At 69.6% G+C, this 23038-nt stretch carries 16 protein-coding genes; 8 read left to right on the top strand and 8 right to left on the bottom strand.

What is annotated here, in order from left to right; all coding sequences use genetic code 11:
* The first annotated feature begins 153 nt into the window (after positions 1-153).
* On the top strand, positions 154-2310 hold the full coding sequence (locus ACIG5A_RS33950; protein ID WP_397247653.1) for an ATP-dependent DNA helicase UvrD2: 2157 nt from the start codon (positions 154-156) through the stop codon (positions 2308-2310).
* Between the two features lie 688 nt (positions 2311-2998).
* Entirely contained in the window at positions 2999-3277 is a 279-nt protein-coding gene (locus ACIG5A_RS33945) for a WhiB family transcriptional regulator (protein ID WP_397248013.1), read from the top strand.
* A 215-nt stretch (positions 3278-3492) separates the two neighbouring features.
* On the opposite strand, the gene ACIG5A_RS33940 is transcribed toward ACIG5A_RS33945, so the two are convergent.
* The gene (locus ACIG5A_RS33940) at positions 3493-4101 is read right to left on the bottom strand and encodes a helix-turn-helix domain-containing protein (RefSeq protein ID WP_397247651.1); all 609 of its coding nucleotides are present in this window, start codon (positions 4099-4101) and stop codon (positions 3493-3495) included.
* A 119-nt stretch (positions 4102-4220) separates the two neighbouring features.
* Between ACIG5A_RS33940 and ACIG5A_RS33935 the strand changes: the two genes are divergently transcribed.
* The 3 genes from ACIG5A_RS33935 to ACIG5A_RS33925 all read left to right on the top strand — a co-directional run bounded on the left by ACIG5A_RS33935 (position 4221) and on the right by ACIG5A_RS33925 (position 8008).
* Positions 4221-5321 carry an aryl-sulfate sulfotransferase gene (locus ACIG5A_RS33935; protein ID WP_397247649.1) on the top strand — a complete coding sequence of 367 codons (1101 nt, stop codon included), beginning with the start codon at positions 4221-4223 and terminating at the stop codon, positions 5319-5321.
* 34 nt (positions 5322-5355) lie between these two features.
* Positions 5356-6693, top strand: coding sequence for a uracil-xanthine permease family protein (locus ACIG5A_RS33930; RefSeq protein WP_397247647.1), 1338 nt, complete (start codon positions 5356-5358; stop codon positions 6691-6693).
* 97 nt (positions 6694-6790) lie between these two features.
* Positions 6791-8008 (top strand): Ig-like domain-containing protein, encoded by a 1218-nt coding sequence (locus tag ACIG5A_RS33925; RefSeq protein WP_397247645.1) that lies wholly within the window; start codon positions 6791-6793, stop codon positions 8006-8008.
* A gap of 26 nt (positions 8009-8034) precedes the next feature.
* On the opposite strand, the gene ACIG5A_RS33920 is transcribed toward ACIG5A_RS33925, so the two are convergent.
* Positions 8035-9378 (bottom strand): ABC1 kinase family protein, encoded by a 1344-nt coding sequence (locus ACIG5A_RS33920; RefSeq protein WP_397247643.1) that lies wholly within the window; start codon positions 9376-9378, stop codon positions 8035-8037.
* 257 nt (positions 9379-9635) lie between these two features.
* Here ACIG5A_RS33920 and ACIG5A_RS33915 point away from each other — a divergent pair, with 257 nt between their 5' ends.
* Positions 9636-10853: a low temperature requirement protein A gene (locus ACIG5A_RS33915; RefSeq protein WP_397247641.1), complete on the top strand. Its 1218-nt coding sequence runs from the start codon at positions 9636-9638 to the stop codon at positions 10851-10853.
* Here ACIG5A_RS33915 and ACIG5A_RS33910 read toward each other — a convergent pair whose 3' ends face one another.
* Positions 10854-11300 carry a MarR family winged helix-turn-helix transcriptional regulator gene (locus tag ACIG5A_RS33910; RefSeq protein WP_397247639.1) on the bottom strand — a complete coding sequence of 149 codons (447 nt, stop codon included), beginning with the start codon at positions 11298-11300 and terminating at the stop codon, positions 10854-10856.
* Positions 11297-11719 (bottom strand): SRPBCC family protein, encoded by a 423-nt coding sequence (locus ACIG5A_RS33905; protein ID WP_397247637.1) that lies wholly within the window; start codon positions 11717-11719, stop codon positions 11297-11299. Before ACIG5A_RS33905 ends, ACIG5A_RS33910 begins: the two co-directional genes overlap by 4 nt.
* Before the next feature lie 110 nt (positions 11720-11829).
* Between ACIG5A_RS33905 and ACIG5A_RS33900 the strand changes: the two genes are divergently transcribed.
* The gene (locus tag ACIG5A_RS33900; protein WP_397248011.1) at positions 11830-12060 is read left to right on the top strand and encodes a mycoredoxin; all 231 of its coding nucleotides are present in this window, start codon (positions 11830-11832) and stop codon (positions 12058-12060) included.
* A 6-nt stretch (positions 12061-12066) separates the two neighbouring features.
* On the opposite strand, the gene nudC is transcribed toward ACIG5A_RS33900, so the two are convergent.
* Entirely contained in the window at positions 12067-12966 is a 900-nt protein-coding gene (gene nudC / locus ACIG5A_RS33895; RefSeq protein ID WP_397247635.1) for an NAD(+) diphosphatase, read from the bottom strand.
* Positions 12967-13010: 44 nt separating this feature from the next.
* The gene (locus tag ACIG5A_RS33890; protein WP_397248009.1) at positions 13011-14066 is read right to left on the bottom strand and encodes a potassium channel family protein; all 1056 of its coding nucleotides are present in this window, start codon (positions 14064-14066) and stop codon (positions 13011-13013) included.
* Between the two features lie 189 nt (positions 14067-14255).
* Between ACIG5A_RS33890 and ACIG5A_RS33885 the strand changes: the two genes are divergently transcribed.
* A complete protein-coding gene (locus ACIG5A_RS33885; RefSeq protein WP_397247633.1) occupies positions 14256-14645 on the top strand; it encodes a hypothetical protein in 390 nt (129 codons plus the stop codon).
* An 86-nt stretch (positions 14646-14731) separates the two neighbouring features.
* Here ACIG5A_RS33885 and ACIG5A_RS33880 read toward each other — a convergent pair whose 3' ends face one another.
* Together ACIG5A_RS33880 and ACIG5A_RS33875 are read right to left on the bottom strand one after the other, a co-directional pair.
* On the bottom strand, positions 14732-18922 hold the full coding sequence (locus ACIG5A_RS33880) for an ATP-dependent helicase (RefSeq protein ID WP_397247631.1): 4191 nt from the start codon (positions 18920-18922) through the stop codon (positions 14732-14734).
* An 85-nt stretch (positions 18923-19007) separates the two neighbouring features.
* Positions 19008-22877 carry a PD-(D/E)XK nuclease family protein gene (locus tag ACIG5A_RS33875; protein ID WP_397248007.1) on the bottom strand — a complete coding sequence of 1290 codons (3870 nt, stop codon included), beginning with the start codon at positions 22875-22877 and terminating at the stop codon, positions 19008-19010.
* Positions 22878-23038 lie beyond the last annotated feature (161 nt).

Genomic DNA, 23038 nt, shown 5'->3' with positions numbered 1-23038 from the left:
CGCTGCCACCGTCGAGGGCGCTGCCACCGTCGAGGGCGCTGCCACCGTCGAGGGCGCTGCCACCGTCGAGGGCGCTGCCACCGTCGAGGGCGCTGCCACCGTCGAGGGCGCTGTCACTGTCAGGGGGCACGGCCGTTGTCGGAGGGCACTGTCATGATGGTGCGCGTGCCCGCACTCGACCTCGCCGAACTCGACCCCGAGCAGGCCGCCGCCGTGCGCGCGCCGCGCGGGCCGGTCTGTGTGCTCGCCGGGGCGGGCACCGGTAAGACGAGAACGATCACCCATCGCATCGCGCACCTGGTCTCGGCCGGACATGTGAAGGCCGATCAGGTGCTCGCGGTGACGTTCACCGCGCGCGCGGCGGGCGAGCTGCGCAACCGGCTGCGCGCGCTCGGGCTCGGCGGCGACGCCACCCAGGTGCAGGCGCGCACCTTCCACGCGGCCGCGCTGCGTCAGCTCAAATACTTCTGGCCGCAGATCGTCGGCGACGTGCCGTGGCGGCTCATCGACGGCAAGTTCCCCCTGGTGGCCCAGGCCGCCAACCGGGCGGGCCTGTCCTCGGCCACCGACAGCATCCGCGATCTGCTCAGCGAGATCGAGTGGGCGAAGGCCACACTCATCGCACCGGAGGACTATCCGGCCGCGGTCGCCAAGTACCGCAGGGAGCCGCCCTACGATCCGGCCAGGGTGGCCGAGGTGTACGCGGGTTACGAATCGTCGAAGACCAGCCAGGACGGGCTGCTGCTGGATTTCGACGATCTGCTGCTGCACACCGCGGCCGCGCTGGAGGACTATCCCGCCGTGGCCGACGAATTCCGCGGCCGCTACCGCAGTTTCGTGGTCGACGAGTATCAGGACGTCACCCCGTTGCAGCAGCGGGTGCTCGACGCGTGGCTCGGTGACCGCGACGATCTGACCGTGGTCGGCGACGCGAACCAGACCATCTACTCGTTCACCGGCGCCACCCCGAACTACCTGCTCGACTTCTCCCGCAGGTATCCCGAGGCCACGGTGGTCAGGCTGGAGCGCGACTACCGCTCGACACCGCAGGTGGTTTCGCTGGCGAACCGGGTGATCGGGGTCGCGCGCGGCCGCATCGCGGGCACCAGGCTGCAGCTGATCGGCCAGCGCGCGGACGGGCCGGAGCCCGCCTTCGCCGAATACGAGGATGCGCCGGGCGAGGCCGCCGCGATCGCGAGATCCATCAAGCGGCTGATCGCCGACGGCACGCCCGCCGCGGAGATCGCCGTGCTGTATCGGATCAACGCGCAGTCGGAGGCCTACGAACAGGCGCTCACCGAGCACGGCATCGCGTATCAGGTGCGCGGCGGTGAAGGCTTCTTCCAGCGTGCCGAGGTGAAGCAGGCGGTGATCGCGCTGCGGCAGGTCGCGGCCCGCGACGACCTGCCCGGCGAATCCCGCGGCGGCCGAGCGCTCGTCACGCTGGTGCGGGCCGCCCTCGCGCCGCACGGCCTGACCAATGCCGAACCCGCGGGCGCGCAGGCACGCGAGCGCTGGGCCTCGCTGACCGCGCTGGTCCAGCTGACCGAGGAGCTGGTCGACCACGAGCCCGACCTCGAGCTGCACGGTCTGCTGCGCGAACTCGCCCATCGCGCGGAGTCGCGGCACCCACCGACGGTGCAGGGTGTGACGCTCGCCTCGCTGCACGCGGCCAAGGGTCTCGAGTGGGATGCGGTGTTCCTGGTCGGCGTCACCGACGGCACGCTGCCGATCGCGCACGTACTGGCCGGCGACGGTTCGGTCGCCGACGAGGCGGCGCTCGAGGAGGAGCGCAGGCTGCTCTATGTCGGCGTGACCAGGGCGCGCGAACATCTGCAGCTGTCATGGGCGCTGACCCGCGGCGACGGCAGCAGGCGCACGCGGCGACGTTCGCGGTTCCTCAACGGCCTGGTCCCCGACGACTCGCCCGCCTCGCGCATCGCGGCGCCGACCACCGAGAGCGGGTCGAACGGTATCCGCCCGACCTGCCGTGTCTGCGCCAAACCGCTGATCGGCACCTATGCCACGATGCTCGGCCGGTGCAGGCGCTGCCCGGCCGAGCTGGACACCGAACTGCTTGCCGCACTGCAGGAGTGGCGCGAGGAGAAGGCGCAGGCACTGCGGGTGCGCGAGTTCGTGGTGTTCACCGACACCACGCTCACGGCCATCGCCGAACAGCTGCCCGCCGACGACGACGCGCTGGCCGCGATCCCCGGCATCGGGGCGAAGAAGATAGATCAGTACGGCGCGGATGTGCTGGCGCTGGTCAAGTCGCGACTGCGGGCGACGAGCTCACGCCAGGGTAGGTAACCACGGGTGGCCGCGAACGCCGCCGATTCAATACTGCGATCGGCGCTGCGGTCAAGCCCACAAAACCGCAGGTAGAAAATAGGTTGTCGACTTCTTCGACATTGCATATGGTGGGAATCACGCACCGGGAGGTCATCCCAGCGCGCAAGTCATCAATCGGACCAACGAGTACAGGAACGGAGGCAGACCAATGAATGGCATCACGAACTTCACCGCCCTCAACGTTGCGGTGAATACGCCCGTGTCTGCCTTCCGGGGGGTCCTCGCTTTGCAGGGGACCGGTCTGTCCGGCGTCAGCGCATTCGGTGAGCGTTCGCATCTCGTGAACGAGCACCCGGTGTGCGTCATTCGCCAGGACAAGCCCAGCGCGGGCTGGCACCCGGTAGCCGCGAAAGCAGCTTCCGGCGCCCTCGCCATTGAAGCCGGCTATGCGCCGGCAGATATGCAGGCACGCCTCCGTCGCACCGCACACCAAGCGTCCGTGATCAGGGCTCGATACAGATGTCGAGCTAGGTAGGGAACACCTCCCACCTCCTGGCCACGGATCGCCGAAAGCGAAACCGTGGCCAGTGTTTTCGGGCTCCTCAGCCAGGCACCGGTTTCGCAGAAAACGAAACGAACCGCTGCAAACAAGCTGAAGGAGAACGACGTGTTCACCGCAGAGAACTGGCCGACCGCCAGTACTGACGTGACATGCCGGACCGTGGCCACGCCTACCCGTACCCGGGAAGTTGTCGTGCCCTGCCGTGTGGAGGACCCGGATCTGTGGTTCGCCGAGAACCCTGTCCAGTTGGAGCAGGCCAAGGCGCTGTGTGCCTCGTGCCCGATCCGCAAGGGCTGCCTCACGGCGGCCATGGATCGGCGTGAGCCGTGGGGCGTCTGGGGCGGTGAGATCTTCGACCAGGGTGTCGTGATCGCCCGCAAGCGTCCGCGCGGTCGCCCGCGCAAGGTCGCGGTCCCGGCATGAAACCGGGACTCGAGCCTCTCCTCCCTCCGGTCACTGAGGCCCCTGCCGTAATTACGGACCCGAGCCGGGCCCAGGAACGAGAAAGCAGACGAACCGCTCGCCCCGAGATCGGGCGGGCGGCTCGTCTGCGTTGTGCGGCAAAGCAATTCACCCCGGTGCAGACCGGGATCCAGTCGCTGGTCAAGGGACTGGGTCCTGGTGTGCACCGGGATGGATCAGCGCCGTTTGTGAGTGGCTCGCCGCACCGCGAGCCCGTCGGCGACGGCGATCAGCAGCGCTTTGGTGTCGTGGGTGTGTGCCCACCAGCGATGTTCGGTGCCCGCCGCGCAGTAGTAGGTATCGCCGGTGGCCAGCACGATCTCGCGGCCGTCGGCCGCGACGGTGATCGTGCCGTGCACCACGTAGATCAATTCGTCGTTGTCGTGGGCGAATTCGCGCTCGTCCCGGTGCAGGCCGCCGGTGAACTCGAGCGCGCGCAACTCCCGAGCGCCGTGCACCAGCGCGCGCACGGTGCCGTCGGCGCCCGGATCATCCTGCGGGAGTACGCCTTCGGCGGCCCGCACCACCTCGGTGCCCGGCATCGCGTCCGCGGCGGCGAGCAGCTGCGTCGCGGTGGTGTCGAGCGCGTCGGAAATCTGTTGTAGCGAGCGCAGACTCGTATTGGTCCTGCCGTTCTCCAGCTGACTGAGGAACGACGCCGACAGCCGGGACTTCTCGGCGAGCTGGGCCAGCGTCAGCCCGGCGGCCAGCCGATGCCGGTTGACCACCTCGCCGAGCCCCTGCCACCGGGCCGCATCGGCCTTCGCACTCACCTCGCGCACCATCCTGCTGATTGTCGTGACCGCGCACCCGGCCGCACCGGTTTACCGCACGCTGATCGGAAGCCTTCTCGCGCTGCAGATTCTACTGAATATTCAGTGGCGCTGAATATTCAGGAGGTGTGATGGAACAGAACACGCTGGTGCGCCGCGGTACCGGGCTGATCGGTATCGATCCGGAGCTCGCGTCCCCCGGGTATACGCTGTACGCGCCGCTGGCCGGCGGCGGCGTTGTCGAGCTGGTCGATCTCGCGGGAACGGTGGCGCATCGCTGGCGGTTGCCGTATCGGCCGGGCAGGCATGCGCGGCTGCTCGCCGACGGCTCACTGGCCTACAACGGCGCGACGCTCGCCATCGCGCCGCTGTTCGCGATGTGGCGCAAATACAGCGGCGGCTCGATGGGCCGCTATGACCCGAACGGTGTGCTGCTCAGCGAGATTCGCGACGACTACCAGCATCACGACGCGCATCACCTCGACGACGGCGGGATCATCTACACCGCCGTCGAGCCGCTGACCGGTGCGGCGGCCGACCGTATCGAGGGCGGCGTACCAGGCACCGAGGCCGACGGGATCGTGTGGGCGGATGTCATCCGCGAGGTCGGTCCGGACGGTGCGCTGCGCTGGGAATGGCGGGCCGCCGACCATCTCGACCCGGCCGAATTCGCGCTGCAGCCGCACTATTGGCGCGAGCACTGGCCGCTGATCAACAGCGTGCACCCGCTCGACGAGCACACGGTGGTGGCGAGCCTGCGCAGTGTGTCCGCGGTGATCACCATCGATCGGCGTACCGGCCGGGTCGCCACGCTGGCCGATCGCGGCACCGTGGCGCAGCAGCATCACGCGCATCCGGTCGGCGACGGCCGAATCCTGGTGTTCGACAACGGCACCTTCCGCACCGGCGAGTCGGTGACCTACAGCCGCATCCTCGACATCGATTCGGCCACCGGCGATATCGTCTGGAGTTATCAGGATTCGCCGCGCGAGGCGTTCTTCACCCCGTACATGGGCGGCGCGCAGCGGCTGCCCAACGGCAACACACTGATCACCGAGGCGGCGTTCGGCCGCATCTTCGAGGTGACGCCCGACAAGCGAATCTGCTGGGAGTACGTGGTCCCGTCGTTCACCGCGTACACCGATCCCGGCACCGCGGAGCTGTTCCCCGGCGTCTCCAACGCGATCTTCCGCGCCTACCGCTATGCCGATATCCCGTGGCTGGCGTCATGACGAATCGGACAGCCGCACGTACGGGAGTCCGCGCATGGTGAACGCGGCGGTGCATCCAGTGGACGAGCGGCCAACGCTGGGGCGGGGATTCGCCGCCGCATTACAGCATCTGGCGGTGATGGTGGCGATGCCGATCACCGCGGTGCTGCTGATCGGGCGCAGCCTGCGGCTCGACGATGCCGATACCCGCGCATTGCTGTGCGCCGCACTGCTGTTCAGTGGCGTCGGCACGATTCTGCAATCCACCGGGCGGTTTTCGCTCGGGGCCGGACTGCCGTTCGTCATGCTGCCCGGCGGTGCGGCCGTTGTGCTGTTCCTGCAGATCGCGCAGGAGTCGAATCCGGCCACCGCCAGCGGGGCTGTCATCCTCACCGCGCTGGCCGGGATCGTGGTGGTGCCGGTGGCGCGGCGGCTGGTCACCCGCCTGCCCGCGGTGGTCATCGCGTGCATGGTGCTGGTCATCGGGGTGAATCTGGTCAAGGTCGCGGGGAATCTGGTGGTCGCGCCGGACGAAAGGCCCTCGGTCGGCGCGGTCGGCCTGGCCGCGCTGACCATCGTCGCCACCGTGCTCGCACACCGGTTCCTGCCGCGTGGCTGGCGGCGGCTCTCGGTGCTGGCAGGCATGATCGTCGGCGGTATCGCGGCGGCGGTCACCGGCCGGTTCCACCTGCGGACCGGGTCCGAGGTGGTGCAGTGGCCGCAGCTGTTCCCTTTCGGCACACCGCATTTCGATGTGCTCGCGGCGGTGCCGCTGCTGGTGTTCGGCATCGGCTCCATGGCGGAGGCGGCCGGGCAGACGGTGCTGAACGCGCGGGTGGTCGGCAAGGAGATCGACGCACCGGTCACGGTCGGGCGGACCATCCGCGGCGATGCGGTGACCTCCCTGCTGTCGGGCCTGTTCGGTGGTCCGTCGATGGTCACCAGCGGTGAGAACATCGGACTGGTCCGGCTCACCGGGGTGCGCAGCCGCTACGTCACCGCGCTCACCGGGGTGCTGCTCGTGGTGGTCGCGTTCGTCGCGCCGATCGGGCGGCTGGTGAACTCGCTGCCGGGTCCGGTCGTCGGCGGCACCGCGACGATCGTGTTCGCCATGATCATCGTCGCCGCGCTCGGCATGTTCCGCGCGATCGACGTCGATGCCGAGACGACGCTGCTGACCGCGGCCGCGGCGCTCACCGCGGGACTGCTGCCGATCCTGGTGCCCGGCCTCTATCGCGCCTTCCCCGCCGATCTGCGGCTGCTGCTCGGCAGCGGCGTGACGATGACCGCCCTCGTCGGCGTCGCCACCCATCTCGCACTGCGCGGGCGGACGCGCGGCGGATCGCCGAGCCGACCTGGACCATCAGGAGTAACGCGCCGGTCGGCCGCCTGATGGCGCACGCGCGCCCCGGAGCACCCGCGCGCGGCACGTAAAATTGCGGCGGGAGATTGCGCAGCGGGCAGGCGCATGGCGAAAGGGAGGCGCATCCATGTCGTGGGGTCGCTACAGATCCGGTGTCATAGCGAGTTTCCTGCTGGCAGTGACGCTGCTACTCGCGGCGTGCGGGTCCGGATCGGGGCCGGGCGCCGGCGATACGCAGCCCGCGGGACCGGCGATCACCGTGACGCCCAAGGACGCCACCGTCGACTTCGATCCCAAGGGCACGGTCCAGGTGACCGCGAACGACGGCATGCTGACCAAGGTGACGCTGCGCAACGAAGAGGGCAGGATCATCGAGGGGATTTTGACCCCGGACAAAACGGCGTGGAAACCGGCCGAACCGCTCGGCTATGGACGCACCTACACCGTGACCGCGGAGGGCGTCACGCTCACCGGCCCTTCCGGCCCGGTGACCTCGACCTTCCGCACCATCACCCCGCACAACCAGACCAAGGTGGTGCTGACCACCACGGGCGGGCAGCTGCTCGCCGACGGCGGCGCCTACGGGGTCGGCACCGTCGTCGTCGCCCACTTCGACGAGGACATCCCGGACCGGGCCGCCGCGGAGCGCAGGCTGATCGTGACCACCACGCCGCCGGTCGAGGGCTCCTGGTACTGGCTCGACGACCGCAATGTGCACTGGCGGCCGAAGCAGTACTACGCGCCGGGCACCACGGTCACCGTCAAGGCGGATATCTACGGTCAGCAATTCGGCCAGGGCCTCTACGGCCAGGAGGACGCGAAGACCTCGTTCACCATCGGCCCTGCGCACGTCTCGATGGTCGACGACAACACCAAACAGGTGGAGGTGTTCGAGAACGGCAAGCTGATCCGCACCATGCCGACCTCGATGGGGATGGGCGGCAGCGAGGTGGTCGCGGGCAAGACCATCACCTTCTGGACGCAGCCCGGCACCTACACGGTGATGGACAAGGCCAACCCGGTGATCATGGACTCCTCCACCTACGGCCTGCCGGTGAACTCCCGGCTCGGATACAAGGAGGCCATCGGCTGGGCGACCAGGATCAGCACCGACGGCATCTACCTGCACGCGCTGGACTCCACCGTCTGGGCGCAGGGCAGCCAGAACGTCTCACACGGCTGCCTGAACCTCAGCAGCGAAAACGCCCGCTGGTTCTTCGATTTCGCGACTCCTGGCGATGTCGTGGAGATCCGCAACACCGGCGGCGAACCGTTGCAGGTCTGGCAGAACGGCGACTGGAGCCTGCCATGGGATCAATGGCAGGCGGGCAGCGCTCTGCGCTGAATGTGACAGCGCGCTGCGCTGAACGGTCAGCTGGCGGAACGCTCTTCGCGCAGACCCGGCAGCCAGGTGTTGGCCAGCTGCATGAACGGGATCTCGGCGTCGAGCTGAGCGGCGATGCCGATGGAACCGGCCAGTACCCGGAAGATCATCACGTAGTCGGCCGGAAGCACAAGGGAGCGCGCGGTTTTCATCTCCGGGCTGGTGATGTCGGAGGCCTTGCCCGCCACCCGCTGCATCCATTTGCGGGTGAAGTGGAACGATTCGGTGCGGATGGGATCGGTGAACGGGCGTAGGTAGTCGGCGATCTCCTGATCGGTGACCTTGCGGCCGGGGATGATCCAGCCGTTCTCGTGCAGCAGCTCGGTGAGCTCGTCGAACTGCTCGGCGACGGCGAGGCCGAGTATGCGGCCGAGTTCGGCGGGGAATCCATCGGGCAGCGGTGCGCACGCGCCGAAATCGATGACGGCCAGTTTGCCGTCGGGCAGCACCATGAAGTTGCCGGGATGTGGATCGGCGTGCAGCAGGCCGATGGTCTCCGGCGACGAGAAATGGAACCGCGCCATCTGCCCGGCGACCCGATTGCGCTGTGCGCGAGTACCTTCCGGATCCTCGCTGCCCGCCTTGATGATCGAGGAGACGGCGACGCCGTCGAGCCATTCGGTGACGATCACCTTCGGCGCGCTGGCCACCACCTTCGGCACCACGAATTCCGGATGCCCGTCGAAACCCTTGGCGAAGGCGCGCTGGTTCGAGCCCTCGTTGCGGTAGTCGAGCTCTTCCTCGGTGCGCTCGGTGATCTCGGCGAGCACCGGCTTCACATCGGCGCCGGGAATCACCGACGCGATCAGGCCGGTCATCCGCGACAGTGTCTTGAGGTCGGCGCGCAGCGCCTCGTCGGCGCCCGGATACTGCACCTTCACCGCGACCGTTCGCCCGTCCGACCACACCGCCTTGTGCACCTGGCCGATGCTCGCGGACGCGGTGGGTGTGTCGTCGAACGAGCTGAAGCGCTGCCGCCACTGGGTGCCGAGCTGCTGATCGAGCACCCGGTGCACCGTCTCGGCGGGCATCGGCGGCGCGGCGGCCTGCAGTTTGGTCAGCGCCTCGCGGTAGTGCTCGCCGAACTCCTCCGGCACCGCGGCCTCCATGACGCTGAGCGCCTGACCGAACTTCATCGCACCGCCCTTGAGCTCACCGAGGACGGTGAACAGCTGCTCGGCGGCCTTCTGATTGAGCTGCGCGTTGATCTCGGTCTTGTCCCCGCCCGCCAGCTTCTTGCCGAAGCCCACCGCGGCACGCCCGGCGATCCCGAGCGGAATCTTGGCTAACTTGGCGTTGCGGGAGGAGCGACGTCGCACGATCTCAGACACGTACCCATCATGGCCGAAGAAACCGCCGAATAGCCATCGTAATCGTGATGTGTTTCCTTGGCAGAGTGTAAGAATCGGCACTCCCCTCGGCGTTGACCGACGGCGAACCCTGTGATTGCCGCGACATACCGCCACCGATCGCTATCAATTCGCCGTCGCGCATGCTCCGGCACGTCCGACCCGCGCGCGACGGGGAGACAGCAGCGCGAACCGCACCGGATCCGGCACGGGCGGCGAGGTTGCCCGATACTCATCCCGTGTCACATGAGACGGAATCCGCGCAGGCGCGCGAGGAACGGCATGCGAGCTGGATCGAGCTGTTCTTCGACCTGGTCGCGGTCGCCGGGATCGGCCAGCTGACCCACCTGCTGCACGGCGGGCCGACGCTCGGCGATTTCGCCATGTATCTGCTGCTCTACCTGGCCTTCTGGATGGCGTGGGCATCGATCATGGTGTACGGCAATATCGCGGGCGAGCGGGCCAAGGTGCCGCTGGTGCTCGTCGCGATGTTCGGACTCGGGGTGATGGCGGCGGCGGTGGCCGGAATACCGGATCGCCACGCCACCGCGTTCGCGGCGGTGTACGTGCTGGTGCGGATCTTCGCCGAACAGGTGTGGGGCCGTGGCCGGATCTTGGTCGACTGGCCGATCGCGCAACTGACCGCCGGGGTGACGCCGTGGATCGTGTCGCTCTGGGTGCCCGCGCCGTGGAAATACTGGCTGTGGGCGATCGGCATGGCGCTGGATCTGCTGGTCATGATCGGTATCGACGGCAACCGGATGCTGGCCGCCGTCCAGGAGCGCTTCGATCGGCGACTGCGCAGCTCGCACCGATTCGACGGCATCGAGACACCGAAACTACGTGCGCTGCACACCGATTCGGCGCATCTCGGCGAGCGGCTCGGGCTGTACATGATCATCATGCTCGGCGAGGGCATCATCGTGGTGATCGCGGCGGCCGCGCCACAGGCCTGGGATCTGTCGCTGGATCTACTGGTGGTCGGCTCGTTCCTGCTGCTGGTGAGCATGTGGGCGCTGTCGCTGATCTTCGGCTTCGCCGGTGTGCCGCACCTGGCGCCGAATCAGGTGGCGCCGCGCATCGCCATGGGCCTGCACTGCCTGGTCGGCGGCGCGGTGGCGACCTTCGCCGCCGGGCTCGGGCTCGCCGTCGAGCACGCGCACGGGCATCAGTCCCGCGGCGTGGTGTGGCTGCTGTGCGGCAGCGCCGCAGCGTATTTCGTGATCGCCGCGATCGGCGGGCTGCTCACCGGCGAGCGGTGGCGGTGGTTCCTGCGCTGGCCGGTGCCGTGCACGTTCGCGGTGCTCGCACTCGGCGTCTTCGGCAGCCATCTCCCGTCGGCGGTGCTGATCGGCATCCTGGCACTGGTGGTGGCCTGGCCGCTGCTGTGGGAAGCCGACGTGACCGTCAAGATCGGCGCGCGCGTGCGCGCGAACCGGATCGCCGCCGCGGGATAGTTACCGATCCCGCAGTCGCTTCAGCGATCCCGCGAACGCGCGGGCGCCCGCGCCGAGCGGGGCGAAGAAGTCGTGGTCACAGGCCTCCACCGCGACGATCGCGCGATTCGCCAGCGCCGCACCGGATTCCGTCGGAACGATGGCCTTGGCCCGCCGATCGTCCGGATGATCGCGGCGTTCCAGGAGGCCCTTCTGCTCCAGGGTGCGCAACACCTGCGAGGTCATCATCGGATCGGTGGCGGCGTGATCGGCCAGATCGCGCTGCATCACCGGATCGTCGCGGCGGGCGGCCAGGTAGGTGAGCGAGGCGAGCAGCACGAATTGCACATGGGTGAGGTCGAAGGGCGCAAGCGCCGCGCGCTGAGCCGCCTGCCACCGGTTGGTCACCTGCCAGAGCAACAGGCCCGGACTCTCGTCCGCCTCGGCGAATTGCGTCCGCAGGGTCATACCCGCACCGCTTCGGCCTCGGCGACCAGCGCGTCGAGGTCCGGCTGGACCGACTCGGCGAGGTCGGCGCCCATGACCTTGGTCCACAGCCAGCGCAGTGGTCCGTCGATCGAGACGGTGACGGTCACGGTGGTGCGGTCGCCGTCGACGGCGACGCGGTGGGCGAAGGTCAGCCGCGCACCGATGAGCTCGGAAACGTCGACGAACTCGGAGTCGGTGAGCTTCTCGATGACGAACCCCACCTTGGGCCCGCCCTTCGGCTTGAGCGTCCCGGTCGAGCCCTGCGCGAACGGGCCGTCGAGGCGCACCCATTCGGTGTCGTTGTTCCATTCGGGCCAGGTGGCCATATCGGCCCACTTGGCGAAGAAGGCGGCGGGTGCCGCGGTCGAGGTGGCCTGTGCGGTGGCGATCTGCGTCATGGAAATAGTATGCGCGCTTACTAAATTCATGGCAAGTCGGAGCTCGGGAAATTTTTCCCGAGCTTGTCGGTGTTGCATCATCCGTGACTGACGCAACCCCTGACCTGACCATGTACTCGACCACCTGGTGCGGCTACTGCCGCAGGCTCAAGAAGCAGCTGGACGAGGCGGGCATCAGCTATGTGGAGATCGACATCGAGGACGACCCGGCCTCGGCCGAATTCGTCGGCAGCGTCAACGGCGGCAACCATGTGGTGCCGACCGTGAAGTTCGCGGACGGATCGACGGCGACCAACCCGTCGCTGGTCGCCGTCAAAGAGGCGCTGGCCGCCCTGTCCTGACCGGGATCAGTCCAGCGCCGCCCAGGACTCCACGATGGTGCGCGCGATGGAAATCGAACCCGGCAGCAGCAGCCGTGCGCCGTTGTTCCGCGCCGACCAGTCGCCCACCGCGAGCGCCTCGCGTACCTCGGCGCGGCTGAACCAGTACGCCTCGGCGATCTCGCCATCCGAGAAGACAAGGGGCTGATCGGGATCCGCGACGGCGGCGAAGCCGACCATCAGCGAGCGCGGGAACGGCCACGGCTGACTGCCGAGGTAGTGGATCTCGCGCACGTCGAGCCCGACCTCCTCGCGCATCTCGCGTTCGACGCAGCGCTCCAGCGATTCGCCCGCCTCGACGAATCCGGCGAGCAGCGAGAACAGCGAGTGCGGCCAGCTGTGCTGGCGCGCGAGCAGTACCCGGTCGCCGCCGTCGTGGATCAGGCAGATCACCGCGGGATCGATGCGCGGGAACTCCTCGTATCCGTTCTCGGTGACCCGCGACCAGCCGCCCTTCACCGCGGTGGTGACGGTGCCGTCGGCGCCGTGGAATCCGGCCTTGTCGTGCCAGTTCAGCAGCGCGTTCGCGGTGGCGAGCAGCCCGGCGGTGAGATCGTCGACCCCGCTCGCCATGGCGCGCAGATCGGCGAGCGAGCCGGTCACCTCGTTATCGCGTACGGCCCACACGTGCACGCCCGCGTCGATGCCGAGGAATACCGCCGCCGGGCTCGGCTCCGGCGATAGATCGATCGCCTTGTCGAGGACGAGCGCACCGTTCTCGAATCGAACCTGGCCGCGGCGGTTCACCCGCAGGAGCGCGGCGGTGGCCCAGCCGTCCTTCAGCGCTTGCGCGTCGGCCCTGACCTCCTCGGCCCGATCGATCGTGGAACGCGACAGCAACGGAACACCATTGAGCTGGAAAGGCACACTTCGAGACTAACGCCGACGGCCGGCATACCGTCGGGCCGGTGTCACTTCCCGACGCGGCGGATGTAGAGCAGCTTGTCGCCCGCCTCGATGGCGTCGACCTCGGGCTCACCGACCCGCACCAGCGTGCCCGCGCGCACCACACCGAGCACGATATCGCTGAGATGCCTTGGCGAGCCGCCGATTTCGGACGGCTCCACCTCGCGCTCGGCGACCGCGAACCCCTCCTCGGGGGTCAGCAGATCCTCGATCATCTCGACGACGGTCGGTGTGGTTGTCGCGATGCCGAGCAGCCTGCCCGCGGTCTCGGAGGACACCACCACCGAATCCGCGCCGGATTGGCGCAGCAGATGGGTGTTCTCGGCCTCGCGGATCGCCACCACGATCTTGGCGGCCTTGTTCAGCTCGCGCGCGGTCAGCGTGACGAGCACGGCGGTGTCGTCGCGATTCGCCGCGACCACCACCGACGACGCGTTCTGCGCGCTGGCCAGCCGCAGCACATCGGACTGGGTCGCCGAGCCGTGCACGGTGACCAGGCCCGCGTTCGCGGCCGCCTCGAGCGCGACGAGATCGGTATCCACCACCACGATGTCGGCGGGCGCGACGCCGTCACCGAGCATGGCGTCGATCGCGGTACGCCCCTTCGTGCCGTATCCGACGACCACGGTGTGATTGCGCACGCTGTGCCTCCATCGCTGAATCTTGAAAGCCTGCCTGGAGCGTTCGGTCAGCACACCGAGGGTGGTGCCGACGAGCACGATCAGGAACAGGACGCGCAGCGGGGTGATGATGACGATGTTCGCCAGCCGCGCCTCGGGGGTGATCGGGGCGATATCGCCGTAACCGGTCGTCGACAGCGAGACCGTCGCGTAGTAGAGCGCGTCAAGGAAGGACAGTTCGTCGCCCGAATTGTCGCGGTAGCCCGCGCGGCCGAAGTACACCACCGCCGCGGCGCCGAACAGCAGGGCGATCGCGAACAGCACGCGCCTGGTCAGCGAACGCCAAGGGCTGGTCTGGATTTCCGGGATGCGCAGCACGCCGACCAGGGCGAAATCCGGGCGCCCCGCCAGGCCGATGCCGTTGCCCCTGTCACCGAACAACGCGATCACCCGCTCGGCTGCTCATGATGTCGGCTAGCTCCGGCGTTACGTCTCCCCGCGGCACAGCACCGGAGCCTACCCGCTGCTCAGGGCGCCGCCCGCGCCCGACGCGAACAACGGGTGAATATCGGCGGACTCGATCGGGGCCGCGGGCTCGACGCGAATACCCAGCGAATGCGAAGGTGGCGTATGGCAGAAAACGTGCGTGACACCGGCAGGCGCCCGGCGCTGGCGCTGGCGGCCCTGTTGTTCGGCTCCGGAATCCTGCACTTCGCGATGCCGAAGCCATACGATTCGATCGTGCCGCGCGCACTGCCCGGCAAGGCCCGCGATTACACCTATGCCTCGGGTGTCGCCGAACTCGGCGTGGCCGCCGCGCTCGCGGTGCCGCGCACGCGCAGGCTGGGCGGGCGGCTCGCCGCCCTGCTGTTCCTCGCGGTGTGGCCCGCGAACGTGCAGTTCACCGTCGACATGCTGAAGAGCGAGAAGGCGCCGAAGGTGGTGAAGATCGGCTCCGTGGTGCGGTTGCCGCTCCAGATCCCGCTGATCACCCAGTCGCTGAAGATAAGCCGCCGCTAGAACTCCAGCCAGTTCGCCGAGCGCAGTCGAATGGCCCTGCGACACACCGTAATCAGGCGCATCTGGCTGCTCTCGACGGCGCGGCGCTAGCCCCCGCGCTGTTCGGCGGTGGGGGCCGAGGTCAGGATCAGTTCGGCGAGTTCGGTAGGGCCGGGCAGTGCGGGCGGGGCGATGGTGCGACCCGAGCGGACGTAATGGAAAGCGGCGCCGATCTTTTCGAGCATCTCCGCCTCGGTGGCCCCGGTCCGCGCCGACATCAGGCGGGCCCAGGCGAGCCGATAGATGGCCAGCTGCATGGCGACGGCGGGCTCGTCGGCGACGGTGGGTTCCGCACCGGTCTTCCAGTCGACGACCACCCAGCCACCGTTCGGCTCCGCGAACACCGCATCCATCCGGCCGCGAATCACGGTGCCCGCGATCGACGTTTCGAACGGCACCTCCACATCCACCGGACTGCGATTGGCCCACGGCGAATTCAGGAACGCGTCCTGCATGGCAACGAGTTCCGCGTCCGCACCGAGCTCGGGCGCACCGCCCTCGGCCGAACCGGGTAGTTCATCGAACCCGAGCAGGCTCGAGGTGCTGAACCACCGCTGCACCCACGCGTGAAACGCGGTTCCCCGGCGCGCCAGCGGATTCGGCGGATACGGCAGCGGACGCCGCAGGCGCGCGGCCAGTTTCGCGGGATCCGCGCGCAGCTCCACCAGCGCCGTCGCCGGAAGCTGGCCCGGCAGCTCAACTTCCTGCGCCGCCGCATTGACCGCCTCGAACTCGGCGAGCAGCGCATCGACATCCGCGGCCCAGCCATCGGGATCCTCGGGATCGGTTGCCCAGGCGCCCGTGTCATCGTGGGCAGCCGCCCAATCACCCGGATCGTCAGGACCAGCCGCCCACTCGTCCGGCTCTCCCGGATCAACTGCCCAGACACCAGGATCATCAGGATCTGCTGCCCAGTGGACATCAGGACCGGGCACCCACTCACCTGGACCGTACATATCAGCGTCCCACGCGGCAGAGTCGTCAGGATCAGGCACCCGCTCGCCGGGCGCCTGCGGGCGCCCCACCCGCCCACCCGGCAGCTGGGAGGTAGACATCCCGAGGCCTGGGTCGCGAGAGTCGGTCACCGCCACACCGGGACGGATCGGCTGTCCGGCAACTCGTGTGGCCTCCGTCGACGCGACCCGCCCGACCGCCACTGTCTCTCCGGTGGAGGCGGTTGGTCCGGCGACCCCGGTCGGATCCGTCGATTCGGCCGTCGCGGTCGGCGCAGTCGAAGTTGTCGGTGCGGTCGGCGCGGCAGTGGCGGTCGATCCGGTGGATTCCGGTGGGCGCGAGCGGAGTTCGGCCAGGGCGGCGCGGACCAGGGCGGCGCCCTGTTCGATGGGGTCGCGGCGGGGGCCGAGGGGGTCGCGGGGCCATTCGGCGGTGGCGGGGTTGTCGGTGAAGGGGTTGACGGCATCCGGGTCGGGGGCGTCGTCCCAGCGGGAGATCGTCAGGACGCCATGGGCTGGGCCGTCGGCGGATTCGCTCGCGTGCTTCAGTTCGAGCAGGAAATCCGAAGGGCCCTTGGGGGAGGTTCCGGTCTCGGCCCAGTGATGGGCCGAAACCAGCAGGGTGCGTTCGGTTCTGGTGAGGGCGACATAGAAGAGGCGGCGCTCCTCGTCGATGCGGCGGCGCTCCAGTGCGTCCTTGTGCGCCTTGATGGCGCGGTCCAGGTCGGCGCGGTCGTACAGATCGGACAGGTCGAGTACCGGGACGCCTTCGGCGGCGTCCTCCTGCCGGCGGTCGCCACGCAGGGTGGTCGGCAATTCGGCGAGCGCGCCGAGCCAGGTGCCCGACGCGGTGCCGGAGGGGAAGACGCCGCGCACCACATGCGGTACGGCGACGATCTCCCATTCCAACCCCTTGGCGGCATGCACGGTCAGCACCTGCACACGGTCGCGTGCGACCTCGACCTCGCCCGGTTCCAGCCCGTTCTCCACGGATTCGGCGGCGGCCAGGAAGGCGAGCAACCCGCCGAGCGATGCGCCGGAATCGGCGGCATACCCGGCGACCACCTCGGCGAAGGCATCCAGATGTTCGCGGCCCGCGCCGGTGCCTGCCATCGCGCGCCTGGCCTGGGTCTCCACCCCGACGCCGATGGTGCGCTCCACATCCGCCACGAGTTCGGTCAGCGGCTGTCCGCTGCGCTCGCGCAGCGCCGCGAGCTCGTGGCCGAGCGAACGGATCCGCGCGAACCCGGTTTCCGAATAGCGGTCGGGCGCACCGGGATCGGCGATCGCATCGGCCAGGCCCGCCTGCTCGGCCGGTTCCGGAGCCACCTCGCGCAGCGCCGCCGCGAGCGTGCTGCCGTCGGTGATCTCGGGTGTGTCCCCCGCGGTGAGGCGACTGATCGACAGATCCCTGGCGCGCCGGGCGAGCGCGGCGATATCGGCGACGCCGATCCGCCATCGCGCCCCGGTGAGCACCCGCATGGCGGCACTGCCGGAACCCGGTTCGGCGATCAACCGCAGTGTCGCCACGATATCGGCGACCTCCGGCGTACCGAGCAACCCGCCGAGCCCGACGATCTCCACCGGTAATCCCCTGGCACGCAAGGCTTCCGCCAGCGGCGCGGCATCGGCGTTGCGGCGCACCAGCACGGCGGAAGTCGGCGGCGGCTCGCCCGCTTCGCGGCGCGCGGCCCAGTCCGCGGCGATCCGCTCGGCCAGCCAATCCCGCTCACTGGCAACGGTATCGGTCAATGCCAGCGCGACAACGCCTTCCTCCGCATCGGGTTTCGCACGCAGCGCATCGACGGTTACTCCCCCGGCATCGATCGCACTGCGCCGCAACGGCTCGGCCACCAGATTGGCCAGCGCCAGCGCCTCCGGCGGATTCCGCCAACTGGTCAGCAGCGGTAGCGTCGGCGCGGGAACACCTGGCGCACTGGGAAAGTCGGTGGCGAACCGCGGCAGATTCGCCGCCGACGCACCGCGCCACCCGTAGATCGACTGCATCGGATCACCCACCGCCGTAACCGCCAGCCGTCGCCCCGCGTGCACCGAATCGACCGGCTGCCCCGAGCGCGCCGATCGAACACCGCCGGTACCCACCGCACTCTCCACATCGGATCCGGACGCAGGATCCGCCAGATGCTCCCCGCCCGACAACCCTCCGACCGAACCCTGCGCAGCACGCACAACGCCGGTATCCACCACACTCTCGGCAGCAGAGCCGGGCTCGGAATCCATCGGTTGCCCTGCGCCCGAGGCTCGTTCATCCGACTGACGCCCGGGACGCACCGCCTGTGTGGCGCCGGTGTCCAGCGGGCGATCGCTGCCACGGCGTCGATCGGCTGTCGACCGGCCGGATTCGGCAGGTGGCGCACCGCCGAAAAGGGCGGAGAGCAAGACGCGCTGGGCGTGGCCGGTGTCTTGGTATTCGTCGAGGAGGACCAGGCGGAAGCGGGCGCGTTCGGCGGTGGCGACCTCGGGGTGTTCGGCGGCGAGGCGGGCGGCCAGGGACATCTGGGCGCCGAAATCCAGTGCGCCGCGGCGGCGCAGCGCCTCGGCGAGGCGATGGACGAGCGGAAGCAGGGCGACCCGTTCGCGCTGGACCTGGAGGATGCCGAGCAGCGCCTGGCTTGGTCCGCCGCGCTGGCGTGGACCGGCGGGCAGTGTGTGCACCAGCTTTTCCAGTTCGGTGTGCGCCTCGGCGAGCTGCTCGGCGTCGACGAGGTGTTCGGCGAGCTGACCGGACAGCGCGAGCACCGCCTCGGTCACCGAAACCGGGGTGCGTTCGGTGTCCAGGTCGCCGTCCCATGCGCGCACCACCTGGTGGGCCAGCTGCCACAGCTGGGTCTGGGTGAGCAGCGCGGCCGACGGCTCGACCGGCAGCAGCAGGCCGTGTTCGGTCAGCAGCCTGCCCGCGTAGGAGTGGTAGGTGCTGATCTCGGGTTCCGCGCCCGACAGCTGGGCACGCAGCCCGCCGCTCGGGTCGAGTTCGCGCAGCAGCGGCGCACCGGCCAGCCGGGCGAGCCTGGTGCGGATGCGGGAGGTCAACTGCTGCGCGGCTTTTCGGGTGAAGGTCAGCCCGAGTACCTCATCGGGCAGCACCAGCCGGTTGGCCACCATCCAGACCACCCGCGCCGCCATGGTCTCGGTCTTGCCCGCGCCCGCGCCCGCCACCACCAGGGTGGGACCGGGCGGTGCGGCGATCACCGCGGCCTGCTCGTCGGTGGGCGGCGGCAGCCCGAGGGCCTCCGCGATCCGATGTGGGGTTACCCGCGCACTCACGTGCCGCACCGGCGATCCGGCCGCGATGCACCCGAGACCACGGAGATGACGGCCCGCGCCAGGCGGACCGGACGGCGAACAGCACTCACTCGTCGGTCACCTGCCTCCCGGTGTCCTGGACGGGGCAGCTGCCGGAAACCGCGCAGTGCCTGCAGCCGTCGTTGCGCATCGCCAGATAGCTCGGGCCCTTGGTGGCCGCGGCGGCATCGTGGATAGTGCCGCGCCACTGGTCGAGTGCCTCGGGATCCAGCGGCGGCTGCATCCGCTGGGTCGCCCCTTCCTTACTACTCGGCTTGGCGACGTACACCAGCCGCGCACCGCCGGGTGCACCGAGCTCGCCCGGTGTGCCGACGGCATCAGATCCGGCTGCGCCGGTATCGGATTCACCAGTATCCGATGCCTCGGCGGCGTGATCCAGCTGACGCGCCGTATCGGCCTCCGCGCGGAACTTGTCCGCGGCGGCGTCGAGCGCACCCATGGCGGCGGCCACCTGATAGGTCGCCAGCTGCGCGTGGTCGACGGCCGCCTGCTTGGTGACCGGCGTCTTGCCGGTCTTCACGTCGACGATGACGAAGCGGCCGAGCGCGTCACGTTCCAGCCGGTCGACCCGGCCCCGAATGCGTACGTCGCGTTCGTCTTCCGCGCGTGCGGGCAGCACACAGTCCACCGGCACCTCGACTCCCGCCTGGCTGAGCTCGCCGCGCGTGTTGCGCACCCAGGCCATGAACGTCTCCAGCATGGCCTCGGTGCGCTTGCGCTCCTGGCGGGAATGCCAGCCGGTGCCGGGATCGACTGCCTGCCATGCCTTGTCGAGCGCGGCGCGCACCTGCGCCTCCGGCACCTTCCCGGCCAGCGCCTGCACCAGGGTGTGCACCAGATTGCCCTTGACCGCGTGCGGATTGTCGCCGTCGGTGCCGCCGTTGCGTTCCAGCGCCCAGCGCAACGGGCAGGTGCGCAGCAGTTCCACGGTGGACGGTGACAGCGCGACGGCGGTCCCGTCGTCGTCCCACAGCGACTCGGGGGTGCTGAGATCGGCTGTGCCGTACCACTCGTCGGGATGGGTGCCGGGGACACCGGCGTGCGCGAGCCTGGCCAGCTGATGCGCGGCACGGCGCTTGCGTTCCTGATCGGCCTCGGAATCGCAGACCACGCCGCGCAATTCGGCCACCAGCGAATGCATCACCAGCGCACGCCCCGGATCGGCGATCGGCAGCGCGCCGGGTTCGCTGTCGTCGTCGTGGCCGAGCAGTTCGGCGAGGAATCGCGATGGCACCAGATCGCGTTCGCCCGCCACCGATTCCACGGCGGTGACCAGCAGCGAATGCCTGGCCCTGCTGCACGCGACGAGCAGCAGCCTGCGTTCCTCGGCCAGGATCGGCGCGGCGCGGCTCACCCGCGCACCGGCATCGGCGATGCCCGCGGTGAGATCGACCAGATCCTCGGTGTTGAGCAGCGTCCCGCGCGGGCGCGGGTTCGGCCAGATGCCTTCCTGCACAGCGGCTACCGCGACCACATCCCATTCGCGGCCCGCCGCGGCGTGCGCACTGAGCAGCGCGACCGCGTCGCCCGGCGCGGTCAGCGGCGTGTTGTCGTGCGGAATCTCCTGCTGCACAAGGTATTCGACGAAACCCTCGATACTGGCACGCGGCAGCCGATCCACATAGGCCGCGGCGGCGTCGAACAGCCCGACGGCGGCGTCGAGATCCCGATCGGCCTGCATACCCGCGGCGCCGCCGCGCTCGGACTGCGCGACCCAGCGCCGCTCCAGCCGCGAACCGGTCCACAGCGACCACAGCACATCCTCGAGCACCGCGCCTTTCCTGCGCGCCCGCCTGGCCCGGTCCAGCGCGTCGAGCACCCGCCGCAGCGGGGCGGCCTCGACGTCGGTCAGTTTGCCGAGGATTTCCCGGTCGCCGACACCGATGAGCAGATCGCGCAGCACCTCGGCGGAGGATTGGTCGATCTCCGCACGGCGGCCACGGTGCAGCTCGGCCTCGTCCGGTTCGTCGTCGTCGGCGCCTCGGCTGTTCCGGTCGACCGCACCGCCTTGCTCCGGATAGCCGCCGCGCTCCCACGAGTCGATGACCTCCGCGGCGTCCGAACTCTCGGAACTCAGCGCATCGGCCGAGTCCGACTCCGCGCGCATCCGGTCGGACCAACCGAAGTCCTCGCCGTGCCGTTCCGCACGGGCAGCCTGTTCGGCCCCGTCCGGCGTCCATTCGGAATCGATACCGTACCAATCGGATTCATCGACGATCCGCTCGGAATCGGTGAAGTAGCGCGCCGACTGCTCATCGTCGCGTCCGGCTTGTTCGGGCCCCAGTTCATCGGGGTCGGCGCGGACCTCATCCGCCGCGATGGACTTCGCCCTTTCCCGCTCGGCCTCGAGCACACTGCGCCGAATGCCCCGGCGCAGCCGCCGCAGCGTGATCTGATCGGCGCCACCGAGCGGACCGCCGAGCAAATCGAGGGCATCCTCCGGCGAGAACGACGCGTCGGGCAACCGCGCGCCCTGCCGCCGCGGATCGCCGGCCAGCAGCGCACGCAGCGCGAGCAGCATCCACGCGGCGCCGCGCCTGCGGGCCAGCGGCGTATCGAGCACCGGCTGCTGCACCGGGACACCGGCCGCGAGCAGCGCGCGGCGCAGCGGCGCCAGCGACAGCGGCACCGACCGCACGATCACCGCCATCCGTGACCACGGCACGCCGGCGGTCAGGTGGGCGCGGCGCAGGTGGTCGGCGATCAGCGCCGCCTCCTTCGCGGGCGTGGCAAGCACCCGCACCCGCACCTCGGCACCGTCGTCGACGGTGCCGTGCGCACCGTGTGACAGCGGAAACCGTTGCGGCGCACTGCCTGGCAGCCGCGCCGCGATCCTGGCCACCGCGAGCCGCACCTGCCCACCGGATCTGTGGTTGTCCCGCAGGATGATTCGCCGATCCGGCGCATCGATGTCGGCCACGAAGCGGGCATCGGCACCGCGGAAGGCGAATACGCCCTGATCCGGATCACCCGCGACGACCGTCGACGCCGCGGTGCTGCCGATCACCCTGACCAGCATGGCGGCCTGCGGATCCAGATGCTGTGCGTCGTCGACGAGCAGGTAGCGGATCCTCGATCGTTCCGCGGCAAGCAGATTCGCGTCGCCTGCCAGCGCGTCTAATGCCGCGCCGACCAATTCGGCCGCGTCGAGCGCGGGCGCGGTCGCCTCCGGCGCCTCGACGCCGACCGACCAGCGCAACAGCATCGACTGCTCGTAGCGGGTCGCGAACCGCCCCGCCGCGACCCATTCCGGCCGATCGTGTTCGCGGCCGAGCCGCACCAGATCCTCCGGCCCGAGCCCGCGCTCGGTGGACCGCAGCATCAGGTCACGCAACTGTTCGGCGAACCCGGCGAGCCCGAGCGCGGGCTGCAACCGCTCCGGCCACAATCCGTGCGCGCCCTCGGCGATATCGGTGAGATCACCGCGCAGCATTTCGCGCAGCACCGCATCCTGCTCGGCACCGGTCAGCAACCGCGGCGGCGGATTGCCGTGCGCGAGCGCGTGCCTGCGCAGCACCGCGAACGCGTACGAGTGCACCGTGCGAACCAGCGGTTCCCTGGAGGCGCCGGGGACACCCCCCTCGACTCCGGGCCCGTCCTCCTCGGCGCTCGGCGCCGGGGTCAGCCGCGCGGTGATGGCATCGCGCACCGCGCTCGCCGCCCGCTTCGAATGGGTCAGCACCAGCACCGATTCCGGATCGGCCCCGGCGGCGATGCGCGCGGCGGCCAGATCGACGAGCAGCGCGGACTTACCCGTGCCCGGCCCGCCGAGCACCTGCCACGGCCGCCAGCCGGGCCGCACCGGCCCGATCTCGGCCTGGGCGTCGAACAGCGCGCGCACGTCGGCACCCCAGACCCGCGGCCGGGGCGCCGCCACATTCCGGCGAACAAGTCGCACCGCGCTATCCGATCGCACCACGTCGGCTATTGCAACAGACGCGTCCGACACGCCACGCGCCACTCCGGGCCCGCTCGGTCAGCTGTGTCTGATTTGCCGCGCTCCCTGGTCCCTCCGTGGTTACGCTCCGCTGCCGCCTCCGGGCCCGTGCTCGCGCGGCGGGGAATTTCGTCACACGT

Origin of the sequence: Nocardia sp. NPDC052566, assembly GCF_044547285.1 — a bacterium.
Lineage (GTDB): Bacteria > Actinomycetota > Actinomycetes > Mycobacteriales > Mycobacteriaceae > Nocardia.
The sequence above is the reverse complement of the archived record's forward strand: the minus strand, read 5'-3'. Positions and strand labels throughout refer to the sequence as shown.